We start from the raw sequence: 15,142 nt of genomic DNA, 5'->3' as shown, positions 1-15,142 counted from the left end.
CCCCTCTCCTGCCGCCAAACATTTTCCATTGTGGAACTAACGTCCAAATCCATAATTTCCTGACTGTACGGACATATATACCAAACGCGACCAACGGTTTCTTAAGTGGTATTATGCCGCCCATTAGTTGACGTCAATTAATGGCAGAGTGACTCAGACAGAGACCCGTCAGTCAACATGACCGGTCTGCCCGCAGCGAACATCCATTGGCTCCATCCGCTATGTACGCCAGCCTCAAGTCAATCACCACGTGGCCACCCTCCCGAGAAAACGCGCGCCGGTTCACGCTGTTGCTGTGTACCTGCTCGGCGCTCGGCAGTCTGGCGATCTATAGTCTGTCCATACGCCTGCCACTCAGTCTGCTGCTGCTCAATATTGCGGCGCTGGCTTGCGTCCTGGTGCAGTATTGCCTCTCGCGTAAATCTATAAAGTTCGAACCACAAGAGCTGGCCGACCGATTATTGAAGGTTCAGGAAAACGAACGTCACCGGCTCAGTCGGGAACTGCATGACGATATCGGCCAGTTACTGACTGCGGCGAAACTTCAAAGTGAATGGCTCAAACGCCGAATGCCCGAAGAGCTGCAAGATCAATGCGCGACGCTCTGTGACACGCTGGAAGAAACCCTGACAAAAGTTCGTGATGTATCGGCCATTCTCAATCCCAGGCAGCTGACCAGCCTTGGGCTGGAAGCCAGTCTGCGTGCGCATTTGCTCAAGACGCTGGCTAATACGCAGGTGCACTGGAGCCTGGAGTGCCACTCACGATTGACCGGCATACCGGAAGAAATGGCCGTCGCCGCCTTTCGAATCACCCAGGAAGCGGTGACCAATATATTGCGTCATGCCGAAGCGAAAAATCTGTTGGTTCGCCTGCAACGCCAGCCTCAAGGCCTGACGCTGTTGATCAGCGATGACGGCCAGGGTTTCGCGCCGGCGACGGATCCCGGCCGTGAGGGACAACGTGGAATGGCCGGGATGTCGGAACGGATCGACCAGTTGGGCGGCACCCTGAGCGTGACCAGCGAGCCGGGCAAAGGTACTCAAATCGAAGCTCTCTTCCCGTGGGCGCCACGTGCGCTGGAACGGGCCAGTACGAATAAGGTTATGCATTGACTTGTAACTTACTTTTGGTGGATGACCACTCGCTGATCAGAGCTGGCGTGCGTGCTCTGGTACTGGATATTCCCGGCTACGCGGTAATCGGTGAGGCCAATGACGGTTCGCAGCTGCTCGAGATGGTCGAGAGACTGTCCCCGGACATCGTGCTGCTGGATATTTCCATGAAGGAAACCGGAGGCCTTGAAGCCTTGCAGCGACTCAAGCGAGTACGCCCGCAAAGCAAAGTGTTGATCCTGTCGATGCACACCGACCCGGCGCTCATCATGCAGGCACTGGAATCCGGTGCCCACGGCTACCTGCTCAAAGACACAACGGCCACCGAACTCGAACATGCGCTGGATGCCCTGCGTAACAACGAGCGCTACCTGAGCCCGGCCATTGCCCATACCGTCATCAACCAGGCGCTGACCCGAAACCAGAAGCACCAGCCGGAACCCGCCGACTCGCACAACCTGACGGCGCGCCAGCTGGAAATCCTGCGACTGATCGTTCGCGGAAAATCCACCCGGGAGATCGCCAACGGCCTGGGCCTGAGCATCAAGACGGTTGAAACCCATCGCTCGCAAATCATGAAGCGCTTGCAGATCTACGATGTGGCAGGCCTGGTCCTGTTCGCAGTGCGTGAGCAAATCATCAGCCTGGACGATTGATCGCTGCAGGAATACTCAGCAACGGCGAATGCTCGGGCAAATGCACCCGCAGTGCCGCCGGGCGCGCCGAGAAGCGCAGGCTTTCACCTTCAAGCGGTTCGCCATCAAGGTTGATGTAGAGGCCTTCCGAGACCTTGATCTCGACCCATGGCAAGCGAGCGCGCACAAACATGTTGTCGATGCCGAAACCATCGGTAAGCAAGCTTTTCAACGTACCCACCACTTCCTGCGGCGCAGGCAGAATGCTGATATCCAGCAGACCGTCGTCTGCCAGTGCGTGCGGGCACAGCACATGACCACCGCCCGCCTGGCGTCCATTGCCGATGCCTAATGCCAGAAGCTCGCCACTCCACTGAAAGTCCGGGCCATGCAGCTCACCATAAGCCGCATGCAATTCACTGAAGCGTGATAAACCGGTGAACAGATAAGCCGCGCCGCCCAGTACTTTTTTCAAGTCTTCCGAGGTGTTCGCCGTCACCTGGCTACCGAAGCCGCCCGTGGCCATGTTCAGGAACACCTGTCCACCGACCTCGCCCAAATCGATGGCATGCGGTTCAGCGTCCAGAAGATTCAAGGCCTGAGCGGGTTCCAGAGGTACACCCGCGGCGCGGGCGAAATCGTTGGCGGTTCCCAATGGCATCAGCACCAGACTGGCCTGCGTCGAATGCGCGGCCATGGCCTCGGCAATATCGCGCAACGTCCCGTCACCACCGCCAGCGATGATCTGCGTGTGGCCTGCCGCCAACGCTTCGTCTACCAACCGCTGTGCGTCGCCGGCCTCCCAGGTCAGTCGGACAGCCAACTCCCACCCTTGTGCGCGCCGTTCTTCGACGGCAGCCCGGACTTCCTCGTTGAGCGCCTGCTTGCCGTGCAGAATCAACAGTGCCTTGCGTTCGCCCATTGTGGTCACTCCCATGATTGAATCTCGTATGGGAAATGTGACCCCGTTGCACCCCATAAAAGTCGCAAAAAAATGAATTATTTCAAGCCGAGCGGTATTGAGGTCCTACAAGGCGGGATTTTTTCTTACAAAACGTGAGGAATCGGCTCAATTGACCCCCAACGCCGATTGGTACAACTTGGCGGTACGTTTATCCGTCATCAGCAGGAACTACAGGGACGTATCATGCAAAACCTTGACATCAGGTTGCCGGTGACTTCGGTCACTCCGCTCGCAGACAGGCGGGCCAGCTATCAAGCCGAATTCAAATGCGCAAAACCCAATGGAGAAGTTGAAATGGAACCTCGTGTCGCTGAACTGGAAACACACCTCAAATATATCCGCAGAGACATCGAAGAAGTCCGGGGTGACGTCAAGTCCATCAAACACAGGCTCGCCTACTCCGCCGGCGGAACAGCTGTGGTTCTGGGGCTTCTGGGGTGGATCGCCAACAGCCGTTTCGACCAGTTGGTGGCACTTCTCGCTCGATAGGAAGACGCCAGGAATGCAAAACCCGGTTCAATGAACCGGGTTTGTGTGACAGGTGTGCGGCAGGGGTCAGCCCAGGACTTCACTCAGCGGGATGAAGCCGACGCTGTCACCTTCCACCAATGTGCGATCTTCCCGCACTTCGACCAGACCATCGGCCCACGCGGCGCTACGCAGCACACCCGAACTCTGATTCTTGTAAATGATTGCCCGGCCGTTCTCCAGACGTCCTCGCAAATACTCGCGTCGATTGCCGGCCTTGGGCCAGACAAACCCTGCAGGCACCTGCACCTTCAAGGGTTCGACATCTTTTACCCCCTGACGGCGCAAGAGATAAGGTCTCGCCAACAAGGCAAAGGTCACCAGGGTCGACGCCGGGTTACCGGGTAACCCGATCACCGGAACCCCGCGAAAATGCCCGAACGTCAGCGGCTTGCCCGGTTTGATCGCGAGTTTCCACAACGTGAGCTCACCCTCTTCCCGCAGGGCAATGCCCAGAAAATCGGCTTCACCTACCGATACGCCACCGGTCGACAGTATCAAGTCGACATCCTTCAACTCGCCGAGGCGAGCACGAGTCGTCTCAAGGTTATCCGGAAGAATACCGGCGTCGATCACTTCACAGCCCAAGCGCTGCAACCAGCTGCAGAGCAACACTCGGTTGCTGTTGTAGATCTGGCCTGGCCCCAGTGCCTGACCCGGTTCAACCAGTTCATCGCCGGTGGAGATTACCGCAACGCGCACCTTGCGAATCACCTCCAGCTCGGCGCATCCCAGTGATGCAGCGAGCCCCTGCTCGATCGGGCCAAGGCGTGTGCCCGCAGGCAGAATCAACTCACCGACGGTGGTTTCCTGACCTTGTGGACGGATGTTCTGCCCTGAAGTGAGGACCTCGAGAAAACGCACTCGCTCATCCGTCAGGACCTCGGCGTTTTCCTGCATCTCGACGCAGTCGGCACCCGCAGGCACCGGCGCACCAGTGAAGATTCGCGCGCAGGTGCCTGGCTTTAGAGGCTCCGGAGCGGCACCTGCAAAAATCTTCTGGCTGACGGACAACGGCTCCCCCGTCCAGTCGGCCATGCGCAGAGCGTATCCGTCCATCGCACTGTTGGGCCACGGCGGCAAATCAAGGGTCGAGACCAGGTCAGCAGCCAACACACGACCTTGAGCCTGCGCCAACGGCAGGCGTTCACGCTCGGCAATCGGCGTGGCTTCGGCCATGTCCAGCAAGCGCGCCAGTGCCACCTCGACGGCCATCAGGCTGCCTGTCTTGCCTGGCTTACCCGCGGGATTCACAGGGTGCCGCCTGTTTCAGATGAGCGACGAAATTGCACGGGCGGTGCCGGGAATCCAGTTGTTCGGCAAGAATGCCATCCCACCCGGTGCGCACGGCGTTGGTGGAGCCCGGCAAACAGCACACCAGCGTGCCGTTGGCGAGACCGGCCAGCGCACGGGATTGCACAGTGGAGGTGCCAATATCCGCCACCGAAATCTGGCGGAACAGCTCACCAAAGCCGTCGACCTGCTTGTCCAGCAGGCAGCTCACCGCTTCAGGGGTGCTGTCGCGCCCCGTGAAACCGGTGCCACCGGTGATCAAGACCACCTGCACGACATCGTCGGCAATCCAGTTGGCAACTTGCGCGCGAATTTTGTAGAGGTCATCTTTAAGCAGAACCCGGAAGGCCAGGTTATGGCCCGCAGCACTCAAGCGGTCAACAAAGAGCTGGCCTGATGTGTCGGTTTCCAGGGTACGGGTATCGCTGACCGTCAGCACCGCGATGTTGAGCGGCGCGAAAGGTACATCAGCCTTGGCTTTCATAGGCTCGTCCAGTTGTAGGAGAAACAGCCCGGTGTTATATCACAGCGCCCCTTTTTTTTGCCGCCCCCATGGAGACCAGCCATGACCTTGAATACACAGTTGTCGCCCTGCTCCATTCTGCTACTGGCAGGTGGTCGCGGCCAACGTATGGGTGGTCAGGACAAAGGATTGATCGAGTGGCAGGGTGAGCCACTGATTGCGCATCTCCATCGCAAAACCCGACCGCTGAGCGACGACCTGATCATCTCCTGCAACAGAAACCTGGAAAAGTACGCGCCCTACGCCGACCAGTTGGTCCATGACGATGAAGGTGACTTCCCGGGGCCCTTGGCCGGTATTCGTGCAGGCCTGAAGGCCGCTCGCCATGAGCATCTGATGGTATTGCCGTGCGATGTACCACGCATCGATGCTGCGCTGCTCAACAGCATGCGCGACTCGGCCAGCCAGCACCCGGACAAACCCACGATGTTGCGTCATGGGGAGCACTGGGAACCTTTGCTCTGCATCATCCCCGTAGCCTTGAGCCAAGCGTTCGAAAAGGCCTGGCAGGAAGGCGAACGCAGCCCGGGCCGCCTCATGCGAAAACTGGGCGCAATTGCCCTGCAATGCCCTGACAACGATCCCCGCCTGGCCAACCTCAATACCCCGGAGTTGCTGAGTGCCCACAACAACGTGTCAGATTGACACTAGCCACGGAACTTGCACGCGTTGTATACGTCTCACGCTCAGTAACCAAAGAATTCCAATTCGGAGACACACCCATGACACAACGGACCCTCGCCACTTTCATGCTCGCACTGGGCCTCGCGACCCTTGCAGGTTGCTCATCGCCTGCTGTGATCACATTGAATGACGGTCGCGAAATCCAGGCCGTCGACACGCCAAAATACGACGACGACGCTGGTTTCTACGAGTTCGAGCAATTGGACGGCAAGAAAACCCGCGTCAACAAGGATCAGGTTCGTACCGTCAAAGAGCTGTAATCCTTGCGGTGATACCGGATACAGAAAAGCCCGCTTTACGCGGGCTTTTTCATGGCTGAAAAACGACCATCACCATTGCAGGGTGATGGTGCTTTCGAAGTCTCTTTGCTCACCGGTAACCGGGTCCACAAATCGCAGCCCCTGTGCCAGAAGCTTCAACGGGTTGGCATAGTCGTCTTCGACATCCTTGAGCACGTGCGGATAGAACGGGTCATTGCAAATGCTGGCGCCAAGCGCCGTCATGTGTACCCGCAACTGATGCTTCTTGCCCGTCACCGGGTAAAGCCCGTAGCGCCAGAGATCACCGTTCTTCTCCCTGACTTCGACAGCCGTCTCGGTATTGCTGACACCCGGTCCTTCCTGCATGCGGAAGAAAGGCTCGCCATCGATGAGCCGACTCTTGTGAACCAAGGGAAAGACCCTTTCAGGCAATGCCTTGGCAATGGCTTCGTAGCGTTTATCGATCTGCCGCGTGGGAAACAACGACTGGTACGCGGAACGGCTCTGAGGGTTGGCAGAGAACAGCACCAGCCCCGCCGTATGCCGGTCGATGCGATGCAAAGGCACCAGATGCGGGTTATCGAGTCGGCGAATCAACCGCCGCAGCAATGTCTGCTCTACATATTCGCCCGCCGGCGTCACTGGCAGAAAGTGCGGCTTGTCTGCCACCACCAGATGCTCATCCGCATACAGAATCGACTCGATCACAGGGATCGGCTTTTCGTCCGGCACTTCCCGAAAATAGTGAATCCGCAGACCTTCCTTGTAGGCAAGATCAAGGGCGATTGGCACGCCATGCCCGTCCAGCACACGGCCACGAGCAATTCTGTCCAGCCATTGTTCACGACCGATGGCGCCAAAGTGTTCACACAGGCAATCGAGCACGGTCTGCCACGGCCCTGGCGGCAAGTAGAGTGTGCTGGCCTGGTTGTGCGCAGCAGAAAAAGATGAAGTGGACATACGAAGCTCTGACTCTCGACACAGGGCGGCATTATCCAGCAGTGGCCGGAACGAACCTAGAGGAGAATCCTCAGGCCGGAATCGACTGCGAGCGCGCCGCCGCTTCGGTGAACTCCTTGAGCCAGCGCAACACATCGACCGCTTCCCAGCGCCCCGGATCATAAAGTGCGTACAACAACCCCTGATAACCCACGACATCCAGCTGCCGGTGATAGCCCGCACGCTGGAAAAGTGCCTCGATTTCGGCGAAACAGGTATTGAAATGCAGCTTGTTGAACGGGGTTTTCCCTTCCGTGACCAGACCATCCAGTTGCAACTCGAGGACGGCTTCACGCACCACGTCCACCGACATCCGGTTAACGCTGTTCTTCAATTGTTCTACATTGACCACGACTCACCCCTCTCACGCCCGGCTTGCCCCTATCCGATTAACGGAAACTGCAAGGGCAGGCTTCTGAATAACTGTATGCGCATACAGTACCCGAACACGAAGACTTAAGCCAAGGGATCAATCGTAAAGCTCGACCGCCGGGAAGATTGTTGTAAAACCCGATCAGCGCAGGAAGCTCACCACCTGATCGGCACTGAACGGCCAGCCCAGCTCAGCACCGGTATCGATTCGGCGTAATACCGGAATACGCAGGCTGTAGGCTTCGAACCATGTTTCGTCGTCAGCGATATCTACCAACTCCACCAGCAGGCCGCGTTCGACGAACTCCATCAGCATGGCTTCCGCCACTTCACAGAGGTGGCACCCAAGGGTGCCGAACAGCTGACATTCAGGAAGCATGAGCGCTCAACCGAAAAATTAAGTGATTATTCTAGGCTTGCCCCGAAAAACCGTCGAGCCATTGAATCGTCGGCTGGGGCATGATCGGAGCGGCTGCGGTAAAACCCTGATGCACATCAATCGCCCGAAATGTCTTTTACGTGATGCTCTCGGCTTTTTTGCCTCTACGCTAGAGTAGCCAGCGCCTGTCATTGGAGTTTTCGTGTTCGCCAACCTGTTGATCATTCTCGCCTCCTCCCTGGTGGTGATTGCACTGTTCCAGCGCCTGCGCCTGCCGCCGGTGCTGGGTTACCTGTGCGTGGGGCTGATGATCGGCCCCACGGCATTCAACTGGATCAATGAAAGCGAAGAGTTGCCCGACCTCGCCGAACTCGGGGTGGTGTTCCTGCTGTTCACCCTCGGGCTCGAGTTTTCCCTGTCGAAAATGCTCGAATTGCGCAAAGTGGTGTTCAGGCTCGGCAGCCAGCAAGTGGTGATCACCGCGATACTGCTGGGGAGTTTGCTGATGCTGTTCGGCATGTCGGCGACGCCCGCGCTGCTGCTCGGAGCCGGTCTATCGTTATCTTCTACAGCCATTGTCAGCAAGGAACTCGGGAGTCTCGGCGAGATTTTCAGCAGCCACGGCCAGAACGCCATCGCCGTATTGCTGTTCCAGGACATCGTGGCAGTGTTGCTGTTGACGCTGGTGCCGGTGTTCGCCGGCAACAGCGATCAGGTCTGGTACTGGGCGTTACCACTGACGCTCGGCAAGACCGTCGTGCTCTTCGTCGGCCTGCTGATGGCCAGTCGCTGGTTTCTGCCACGGCTATTTCATGAAGTGGCGGCCGCCCGCTCTGCAGAATTGTTTGTACTGTTGGCACTGGTGATTGTTTTGCTGACGGCCTGGCTCACTCACCTGCTCGGACTCTCCCCTGCCCTGGGTGCCTTTCTCGCCGGCATGTTGCTGGGAGAAAGCCACTACCGCCATCAGATCGAAGCCGACATCCGCCCGTTTCGCGACATTCTGCTCGGGGTGTTCTTCGTCAGCATTGGCATGCTCATCGATTTGCAGCTGTTCCTCAATCACGGCTTGCTGATCCTCGGTCTGACCGCTGGGTTGCTGCTGATCAAGGGGTGCGTGGTCGCGCTGCTGGTCAAATGGCGCGGCAGTGATGTTGAAACTGCCTGGCGCAGCGGACTGGCACTGGCCCAGGGCGGCGAGTTCTGCTTCGCGTTGATGGCCCTGATGCAACAGAACAGAATGATGCCCGCCGACCTCGGCGGGTTGCTGCTGGCCGCGACCTTCTGCTCGATGCTACTGACGCCGCTATTGCTGCGCGCGGCGCCCCGCATCGCGACACGCCTGCACCGCAAGCCCAACGAAGAAGCCAAACTCGAGAAAATAAGCACGCTAAACGCCGGTTTGCACAGCCACGTGGTGATCTGTGGCTACGGTCGCGTGGGTCAGTCGATCGGGCGAGCGCTGCGCAATGCGCTGCAGCCCTATATCGCGCTGGACACCGATCCGGTGCGTGTCCAGGAAGCCGCCGTGGGTGAAACCTGTGTGCACTATGGCGATTCACGGCGCGGTGAGCTGCTGCTGGCGGTAGGGCTGGCACGCGCCAGGCTACTGGTGATTGCCGTGGACCAGGCCGATATCGCGTTACTGATTCTCAAGGAGGCGCGCCTATTGAATTCGACCGTTCCAATCCTGGTACGCACTCGGGACGACAGCCAACTGGCCGAGTTGAAAGCAGCCGGCGCCAGCGAAGTCGTGCCCGAGTTACTGGAGTCGAGCCTGATGCTCGCCTCCCACGCGTTGATCATGCTGGGTCTACCCGCACATCAGGTCCAGGAGCGGGCTAACCAGATACGGCGTGACCGCTATCGCCTGCTACACGGCTTTTATCCCGGCGCCAACGATGAAGAGAACTGACTCAATCCTGGCTCACGGCGCCGATCTTGTGCACCGACAGGTCTGCGCCGTAATACTCTTCTTCCTGGCTCAGGCGCAGGCCATGAAGCGCCTTGATCACGCCATACACCGCGAAACCACCGGCCAGCGCTACGACCACTCCCAGCGTGGTGCCGATCAACTGGCTGATCAGGCTTACACCGCCCAGACCACCCAAGGCACTTTGGCCAAAGATGCCGCAAGCGACTCCGCCCCAGACACCGCACAGGCCATGCAATGGCCAGACACCCAATACGTCATCGATGTGCCATTTGCCTTGGGCCGCAGTAAAGCACCAGACAAACAGCGCCCCGGCGATGGCGCCTGTCGCCAGCGCTCCTACCGGGTGCATCAGATCGGAACCGGCGCAGATTGCCACCAGCCCGGCCAGCGGGCCGTTATGCAGAAAGCCCGGGTCATTGCGCCCGACGATCAGCGCCGCCACAGTGCCGCCGACCATGGCCATCAGCGAGTTCACCGCCACCAGCCCGCTGACCCCTTGCAAGGTTTGCGCGCTCATCACGTTGAAACCGAACCAGCCAACGATCAGGATCCACGACCCCAACGCCAGAAACGGGATGCTCGAGGGTGCAAACGCCACCAGTCTTCCGTCGCGATAGCGACCTTGTCTTGGACCGAGCAACACCACCGCCGCCAGCGCCAGCCACCCGCCCATGGCGTGAACCACCACGGAGCCGGCGAAATCATGGAAACTGGCGCCAAAGCGCTCCAGCAACCAGGCTTGCAGGCCAAAGTTACCGTTCCAGATCATGCCCTCGAAAAACGGATAGATGAACGCCACGATCAGCGCCGTCGCACACAACTGTGGTACGAACCGCGCACGCTCGGCGATGCCGCCGGAAATGATCGCGGGTATCGCCGCCGCGAACGTCAGCAGAAAGAAAAACTTCACCAGGCCATAACCATGATCGGCATTGATCACCGCCGCCGGTTGCAGGAAGGTCACTCCGTAGGAAATCCAATAGCCTATAAAGAAATAGGCCAGGGTCGAAATGGCGAAGTCGCTGAGGATCTTCGACAAGGCGTTGACCTGATTCTTCTGTCGAACCGTACCGACTTCGAGAAAGGCAAAACCGGCATGCATGGCCAAAACCATGACAGCACCAATCAAGATGAACAACGTGTTGGAGCTATGGACCAGACTGTCCACAGCGCTTTGCAGATTTTCCATGGTGTTGGCAGACCTGAAGGCTAAAAAAGCACCAAAGCAGTTCGCGCAGACAATTCGTGCACCAAGTTGCAACCTTTCAGGATCTACACATTGATCCTGATGTGCCGCTTTGGCGCACAAGGCGGGAACCTTTGCGCGGGTTTTCATTATTTGAGATAAGGTTTTGCTCGAATCCTGCCCGGCAACAGCGCAATCACGCTGGCCGGCGCACCACGACAAAGCAAAAGTTGTACCAGTGATTTGCACTGAACCTTCACGCAAGGCTCATACTCGAACGCAACAGAAGCCACTTACGGAGATCACCAATGGCCAGCATCAAGGCAAAGACTGCTCAAGAAATCCTGATGAATGATTTTCAGACACTGGTCAGCGACACTGAACGGTTGCTGGAACACACCGCAACCTTGGCTGGCGATCAGGCTGATGAGTTGCGTGAGCAAATCCACGAAAGTCTGCTGCGTGCACGCGAAACCTTGAAACTGACCGAAGACTCCCTGCGCGAACGCGGCAAGGCCGCCGTTACCGCCACCGAAGACTATGTACAGGCCAACCCATGGCAATCGGTCGGGATCGCAGCCGGTGTGGGTTTCCTGATTGGTCTGCTGGCAACCCGGCGCTGATTATGGCGATCGGCGAATCCGGCTCGTCCGCGACGGGCCCAAGCTCTTCACCGCGGCGCCTGGGTGCCGCATTCCTTGGATTGCTGCACAGCCATGTCGAGCTGTTCGGCATCGAATTGCAGGAACAAAAGGCCCGTACCGTCAGCCTATTGCTGTTCGCAGGCCTGGCATTGGTGTTTGCCTTGCTGTTGCTGGTGGGATTGTCGACGCTGGTGTTGATCCTCTTTTGGGACACTTATCGCCTGACGGCCATCATCGGGCTCTGCGTGTTCTACACCCTTGCCTGCATCTTCTGCGGGATGCGTCTGAGGGCGGCGATCTTCGATGAATCCTCGCCCTTCCATGGCACCCTGGAAGAATTGGCCAATGATCGGGAGCGCCTGCTGCCATGAACCTGCCTGAACTGCCTCACAACAGCTCGCGCACGGAAATGCGCAAGGCGCTGATTCGCTTGCGCATGGAAATGCATCGCCAGGAAATTCGTCACGAATCCGCGCAACTGCTGCAACCCTTGCAGCGGGTGCGCGGGATGACGCAAAACCTGCAAGACGGTTTCGGCATCAAGCATGCCCCGCTCTGGGGCGTGGCGGCCGTGACCCTGCTGGGCTTTTTGACTGGCAAGGGCACCAGGAATGGCGGCGTGAGCAGCCTGACTCGATTGGTACGCCTGGGCACCACATTGGGGCCGTTGATCAAACTGATCATGCAAGGCAACTCGCCCAAACACTGAAGCCGCTATCTGGCTGCATTCTTGCAATATCACCGGGATGAACCTCTTTATCGAGAGGTTCACACCTGCCTGCCTACCCGGCCATCAGGTTTCATCCAAAAACAAGACCTACTAAGGAGGCCTCGTGATCGACGGGCAACCGCTTGCCTGCTTTCAACCGTTCATCGATACCGCCACCGGCCGTATCGCCGGCGTCGAGGCATTGGGCCGACTGCGTCAAGCCGACGGTCAACTGACCTCCGTGGGACCGCTGTTTGCCGACCCGCGAACCCCGGCCATCGCGCTCCGCCGTCTGGATCGCCAGATCCGTGATAACGCCCTGAGCCGTCTGCACGAAGCGCCCGCCGACTGGTTTCTCAGCCTGAACATTTCGCCGCGCTGGATCAGTCGCTTGCGCCCGGACCAGGCGCTGCCCAGCCTCAAGCAATTGAAGCAGCATGGCGTCGACCCACAGCGAATCGTTTTCGAAATCACTGAACTGGGCGGCGACATCCAGCGGCTGGCAGATGTGGTGGCGCGATACCGGCAAGCCGGTGCGCGGATCGCCATCGATGATTTCGGTGCAGGTTACTCACAGCTCGATCGTGTGCTCGCTCTGCAACCGGACATCCTCAAGCTGGATATGCGGCTGTTCCAGGCCGCTGCGTTGGGCGGGCCCAGCAGTGACGTGGTCAAGGCCCTCGCGCTAATGGCGGAAAAAACCGGCTGCTGGATCATTGCCGAAGGGGTGGAAACCGAAGCGCAACTGAATTTTGCCCTCGAGTGCGGCTCGCGCTACGTGCAGGGTTTTCTGTTCGCCCGCGCGCAAGTGGACTTCTTTGCCACCGACGCTTTTGTCGAGCGTTTCGCCCAACTGCGTCAGCGCTATGTCCAACAGAAACTGGCTGAACGCGGCCGACTGATGATCATGCGCCAGCAACTCAGCGAACTGATGGCGATCCTGCAAACGTGGGCCCAGACGTGCGCGCCACTCAGCGCCTTGCCACAGCTGGACGCCTTTCCCTGGCTGTTGCGTTTCTATCAATGTGACCGCCACGGCACGCAACTGACGCCGAACCTTGAATGGCGCAACAACGGCTGGGAAGCCGACGATCGCTACCTGGGACACAACTGGTCATGGCGTCCGTACTTCTATCACTTGCTGGCTGAGGGTTGGGATGAGCGCCGGCTGACGCTTTCCAACACTTACCGCGATGCCACCAGCAACCAGTATTGCCTCACGGCCGGGCAGTTTTTCAACAACGGCGAGCGACTGCTACTCATCGATATCGACGCCGCCGGGCTATAGGCGCCGAGCTTGCTCACGATGAAGCCAGTTCACTCGATACCGCAGCGCCTGACATACCGTCATCGCGAGCAAGCTCGGCGCCTACAGGTGCATGCGTGTTTTTCCCTTGCAGGCCATGGCGCGAACCCTGAAGCTTAAGGCTCAGTCACCTGACGGAGAGAACCAGCCTTGGATTGGCAAACCCTGCTCACCCGCGAACGCCTCGGAAAGCCTCTGCACAGCCCGGAAGAACTCGGCCGCAGCCCTTTTCACAAAGACCATGACCGAATTATTTTCTCGGGCGCGTTTCGCCGCCTCGGGCGCAAGACCCAAGTCCATCCGGTCTCCAGCAACGATCACATCCACACGCGCCTGACCCACTCACTGGAAGTCAGTTGCGTCGGCCGTTCGCTGGGCATGCGCGTCGGCGAAACCATTCGCAGCGCCCTGCCCGACTGGTGCGAACCCAGCGACCTTGGCATGGTGGTGCAATCGGCTTGCCTGGCCCACGACATTGGCAATCCACCCTTCGGTCACTCCGGTGAAGACGCGATCCGCCACTGGTTCCAGCAAGCCGCCGGCCGCGGATGGCTGGAAGCAATGAGCGAAGTCGAACGTGATGACTTCCTCAACTTCGAAGGCAATGCTCAAGGCTTCCGCGTGCTCACCCAGCTGGAATACCACCAGTTCGATGGCGGCACACGACTGACCTACGCCACCCTGGGCACCTATCTGAAATACCCCTGGACGGCCAAGCACGCCGACTCGCTGGGTTACAAGAAACACAAGTTCGGCTGCTATCAGAGTGAATTGCCATTGCTGGAACAGATCGCTCATAAACTCGGCCTGCCGCAACTTGAGGAACAACGCTGGGCACGCCATCCGCTGGTGTATTTGATGGAGGCCGCCGATGACATCTGCTACGCGCTGATCGACCTCGAAGATGGCCTGGAAATGGAGTTGCTGGAGTACGCCGAAGTCGAGTCCCTGTTGCTGGACCTGGTGGGCGACGATCTGCCGGAAACCTATCGCCAGCTCGGCCCGCGGGATTCGCGTCGTCGCAAACTGGCAATCCTGCGGGGCAAAGCCATCGAGCACCTGACCAACGCCGCAGCCCGAGCCTTTGTCGAGCAACAGGACGCGCTGCTGGCCGGCACGCTGCCTGGCGACCTGGTGGAACACATGCACGGCCCCGCCAAACGCTGCGTATTGAATGCCAAAGACATGGCGCGCAAAAAGATCTTCCAGGACAAGCGCAAGACCCTGCACGAGATCGGCGCCTACACCACACTGGAAATCCTGCTCAACGCCTTCTGCGGCGCGGCGCTGGAGCAGCACAACGGTCGCACGCCATCCTTCAAGAGCTGTCGCATCCTTGATTTGTTGGGCAACAACGCCCCCGACCCTTACGGCCCGCTGCACACCTCGTTCCTGCGCATGATTGATTTCATCGCCGGCATGACCGACAGCTATGCCAGCGAAATGGCGCTGGAGATGACCGGCCGTTCGAGCCACTGACGAAACCCGTCTGGTCAGCCATTACGCCGCCAGGAATGGCTGATCAGCCGCTGAAAGCCCAAGTGCGTTCAGCATTCGCCGAATCCCCCTACACCTCACGCCGAGCAAACTGATCGATTGCTCGCCATTC

At 58.8% G+C, this 15,142-nt stretch carries 18 protein-coding genes; 11 read left to right on the top strand and 7 right to left on the bottom strand.

Annotation, left to right across the window (positions count from 1 at the left end; all coding sequences use genetic code 11):
• The first annotated feature begins 221 nt into the window (after positions 1-221).
• Positions 222-1,115 carry a sensor histidine kinase gene (locus FBY04_RS08485; RefSeq protein WP_084321139.1) on the top strand — a complete coding sequence of 298 codons (894 nt, stop codon included), beginning with the start codon at positions 222-224 and terminating at the stop codon, positions 1,113-1,115.
• The gene (locus FBY04_RS08480; RefSeq protein ID WP_084321138.1) at positions 1,112-1,771 is read left to right on the top strand and encodes a response regulator transcription factor; all 660 of its coding nucleotides are present in this window, start codon (positions 1,112-1,114) and stop codon (positions 1,769-1,771) included. The genes FBY04_RS08485 and FBY04_RS08480 overlap by 4 nt, the downstream gene beginning before the upstream one ends.
• Here the strand turns inward: FBY04_RS08480 and yegS are convergent.
• Positions 1,755-2,672, bottom strand: a complete 918-nt coding sequence (gene yegS, locus FBY04_RS08475; protein ID WP_084321137.1) for a lipid kinase YegS — start codon at positions 2,670-2,672, stop codon at positions 1,755-1,757. The two genes, FBY04_RS08480 and yegS, sit on opposite strands and share 17 nt — an antisense overlap.
• A 225-nt stretch (positions 2,673-2,897) precedes the next feature.
• On the opposite strand from yegS, the gene FBY04_RS08470 reads away from it, so the two are divergent.
• Positions 2,898-3,203: a hypothetical protein gene (locus tag FBY04_RS08470; protein ID WP_145314960.1), complete on the top strand. Its 306-nt coding sequence runs from the start codon at positions 2,898-2,900 to the stop codon at positions 3,201-3,203.
• 66 nt (positions 3,204-3,269) lie between these two features.
• On the opposite strand, the gene glp is transcribed toward FBY04_RS08470, so the two are convergent.
• Together glp and moaB are read right to left on the bottom strand one after the other, a co-directional pair.
• The gene (glp, locus tag FBY04_RS08465; RefSeq protein ID WP_178118266.1) at positions 3,270-4,457 is read right to left on the bottom strand and encodes a gephyrin-like molybdotransferase Glp; all 1,188 of its coding nucleotides are present in this window, start codon (positions 4,455-4,457) and stop codon (positions 3,270-3,272) included.
• A 22-nt stretch (positions 4,458-4,479) separates the two neighbouring features.
• Complete coding sequence (moaB, locus tag FBY04_RS08460; RefSeq protein WP_084321134.1) at positions 4,480-5,019, bottom strand: molybdenum cofactor biosynthesis protein B; 540 nt, start codon at positions 5,017-5,019, stop codon at positions 4,480-4,482.
• 81 nt (positions 5,020-5,100) lie between these two features.
• Between moaB and mobA the strand changes: the two genes are divergently transcribed.
• Positions 5,101-5,703: a molybdenum cofactor guanylyltransferase MobA gene (mobA, locus tag FBY04_RS08455; RefSeq protein ID WP_145314958.1), complete on the top strand. Its 603-nt coding sequence runs from the start codon at positions 5,101-5,103 to the stop codon at positions 5,701-5,703.
• 77 nt (positions 5,704-5,780) lie between these two features.
• The gene (locus FBY04_RS08450; protein WP_084321132.1) at positions 5,781-6,002 is read left to right on the top strand and encodes a YgdI/YgdR family lipoprotein; all 222 of its coding nucleotides are present in this window, start codon (positions 5,781-5,783) and stop codon (positions 6,000-6,002) included.
• A 69-nt stretch (positions 6,003-6,071) separates the two neighbouring features.
• On the opposite strand, the gene FBY04_RS08445 is transcribed toward FBY04_RS08450, so the two are convergent.
• The 3 genes from FBY04_RS08445 to FBY04_RS08435 all read right to left on the bottom strand — a co-directional run bounded on the left by FBY04_RS08445 (position 6,072) and on the right by FBY04_RS08435 (position 7,752).
• Positions 6,072-6,962, bottom strand: a complete 891-nt coding sequence (locus FBY04_RS08445) for a pseudouridine synthase (RefSeq protein WP_145314957.1) — start codon at positions 6,960-6,962, stop codon at positions 6,072-6,074.
• Positions 6,963-7,032: 70 nt separating this feature from the next.
• Positions 7,033-7,353, bottom strand: a complete 321-nt coding sequence (locus tag FBY04_RS08440) for a transcriptional regulator (protein ID WP_017339996.1) — start codon at positions 7,351-7,353, stop codon at positions 7,033-7,035.
• A gap of 162 nt (positions 7,354-7,515) precedes the next feature.
• The gene (locus FBY04_RS08435) at positions 7,516-7,752 is read right to left on the bottom strand and encodes a glutaredoxin family protein (protein ID WP_145314956.1); all 237 of its coding nucleotides are present in this window, start codon (positions 7,750-7,752) and stop codon (positions 7,516-7,518) included.
• A gap of 202 nt (positions 7,753-7,954) precedes the next feature.
• On the opposite strand from FBY04_RS08435, the gene FBY04_RS08430 reads away from it, so the two are divergent.
• The gene (locus FBY04_RS08430; protein ID WP_084321129.1) at positions 7,955-9,667 is read left to right on the top strand and encodes a monovalent cation:proton antiporter-2 (CPA2) family protein; all 1,713 of its coding nucleotides are present in this window, start codon (positions 7,955-7,957) and stop codon (positions 9,665-9,667) included.
• Position 9,668: 1 nt separating this feature from the next.
• Here the strand turns inward: FBY04_RS08430 and FBY04_RS08425 are convergent, their stop codons facing one another.
• Complete coding sequence (locus FBY04_RS08425) at positions 9,669-10,877, bottom strand: ammonium transporter (protein WP_145314955.1); 1,209 nt, start codon at positions 10,875-10,877, stop codon at positions 9,669-9,671.
• A gap of 305 nt (positions 10,878-11,182) precedes the next feature.
• Between FBY04_RS08425 and FBY04_RS08420 the strand changes: the two genes are divergently transcribed.
• The 5 genes from FBY04_RS08420 to FBY04_RS08400 all read left to right on the top strand — a co-directional run bounded on the left by FBY04_RS08420 (position 11,183) and on the right by FBY04_RS08400 (position 15,012).
• Positions 11,183-11,497, top strand: a complete 315-nt coding sequence (locus FBY04_RS08420; RefSeq protein ID WP_084321127.1) for a YqjD family protein — start codon at positions 11,183-11,185, stop codon at positions 11,495-11,497.
• A gap of 2 nt (positions 11,498-11,499) precedes the next feature.
• Entirely contained in the window at positions 11,500-11,889 is a 390-nt protein-coding gene (locus tag FBY04_RS08415; RefSeq protein WP_084321126.1) for a phage holin family protein, read from the top strand.
• Entirely contained in the window at positions 11,886-12,227 is a 342-nt protein-coding gene (locus tag FBY04_RS08410; protein ID WP_084321125.1) for a hypothetical protein, read from the top strand. Before FBY04_RS08415 ends, FBY04_RS08410 begins: the two co-directional genes overlap by 4 nt.
• A 124-nt stretch (positions 12,228-12,351) precedes the next feature.
• Positions 12,352-13,515: an EAL domain-containing protein gene (locus FBY04_RS08405; RefSeq protein WP_084321124.1), complete on the top strand. Its 1,164-nt coding sequence runs from the start codon at positions 12,352-12,354 to the stop codon at positions 13,513-13,515.
• Between the two features lie 168 nt (positions 13,516-13,683).
• Positions 13,684-15,012 (top strand): deoxyguanosinetriphosphate triphosphohydrolase, encoded by a 1,329-nt coding sequence (locus FBY04_RS08400; protein ID WP_145314954.1) that lies wholly within the window; start codon positions 13,684-13,686, stop codon positions 15,010-15,012.
• Positions 15,013-15,142: the final 130 nt, after the last annotated feature.

The organism is Pseudomonas sp. SJZ080 (assembly GCF_007828295.1).
GTDB lineage: Bacteria > Pseudomonadota > Gammaproteobacteria > Pseudomonadales > Pseudomonadaceae > Aquipseudomonas > Aquipseudomonas migulae_A.
Note: the sequence above shows the minus strand (reverse complement) of the source record. Positions and strands in the feature narration are given on the sequence as shown.

Bases quoted from the DNA above. Each gene is read 5' to 3' on its own strand.
- glp (WP_178118266.1), bottom strand. From the start codon at position 4,457: ATGGCCGTCGAGGTGGCACTGGCGCGCTTGCTGGACATGGCCGAAGCC.
- moaB (WP_084321134.1), bottom strand. From the start codon at position 5,019: ATGAAAGCCAAGGCTGATGTACCTTTCGCGCCGCTCAACATCGCGGTG.
- FBY04_RS08450 (WP_084321132.1), top strand. From the start codon at position 5,781: ATGACACAACGGACCCTCGCCACTTTCATGCTCGCACTGGGCCTCGCG.
- FBY04_RS08415 (WP_084321126.1), top strand. From the start codon at position 11,500: ATGGCGATCGGCGAATCCGGCTCGTCCGCGACGGGCCCAAGCTCTTCA.
- FBY04_RS08435 (WP_145314956.1), bottom strand. From the start codon at position 7,752: ATGCTTCCTGAATGTCAGCTGTTCGGCACCCTTGGGTGCCACCTCTGT.
- FBY04_RS08425 (WP_145314955.1), bottom strand. From the start codon at position 10,877: ATGGAAAATCTGCAAAGCGCTGTGGACAGTCTGGTCCATAGCTCCAAC.
- FBY04_RS08485 (WP_084321139.1), top strand. From the start codon at position 222: ATGTACGCCAGCCTCAAGTCAATCACCACGTGGCCACCCTCCCGAGAA.
- yegS (WP_084321137.1), bottom strand. From the start codon at position 2,672: ATGGGCGAACGCAAGGCACTGTTGATTCTGCACGGCAAGCAGGCGCTC.
- FBY04_RS08420 (WP_084321127.1), top strand. From the start codon at position 11,183: ATGGCCAGCATCAAGGCAAAGACTGCTCAAGAAATCCTGATGAATGAT.
- FBY04_RS08445 (WP_145314957.1), bottom strand. From the start codon at position 6,962: ATGTCCACTTCATCTTTTTCTGCTGCGCACAACCAGGCCAGCACACTC.
- mobA (WP_145314958.1), top strand. From the start codon at position 5,101: ATGACCTTGAATACACAGTTGTCGCCCTGCTCCATTCTGCTACTGGCA.
- FBY04_RS08410 (WP_084321125.1), top strand. From the start codon at position 11,886: ATGAACCTGCCTGAACTGCCTCACAACAGCTCGCGCACGGAAATGCGC.
- FBY04_RS08470 (WP_145314960.1), top strand. From the start codon at position 2,898: ATGCAAAACCTTGACATCAGGTTGCCGGTGACTTCGGTCACTCCGCTC.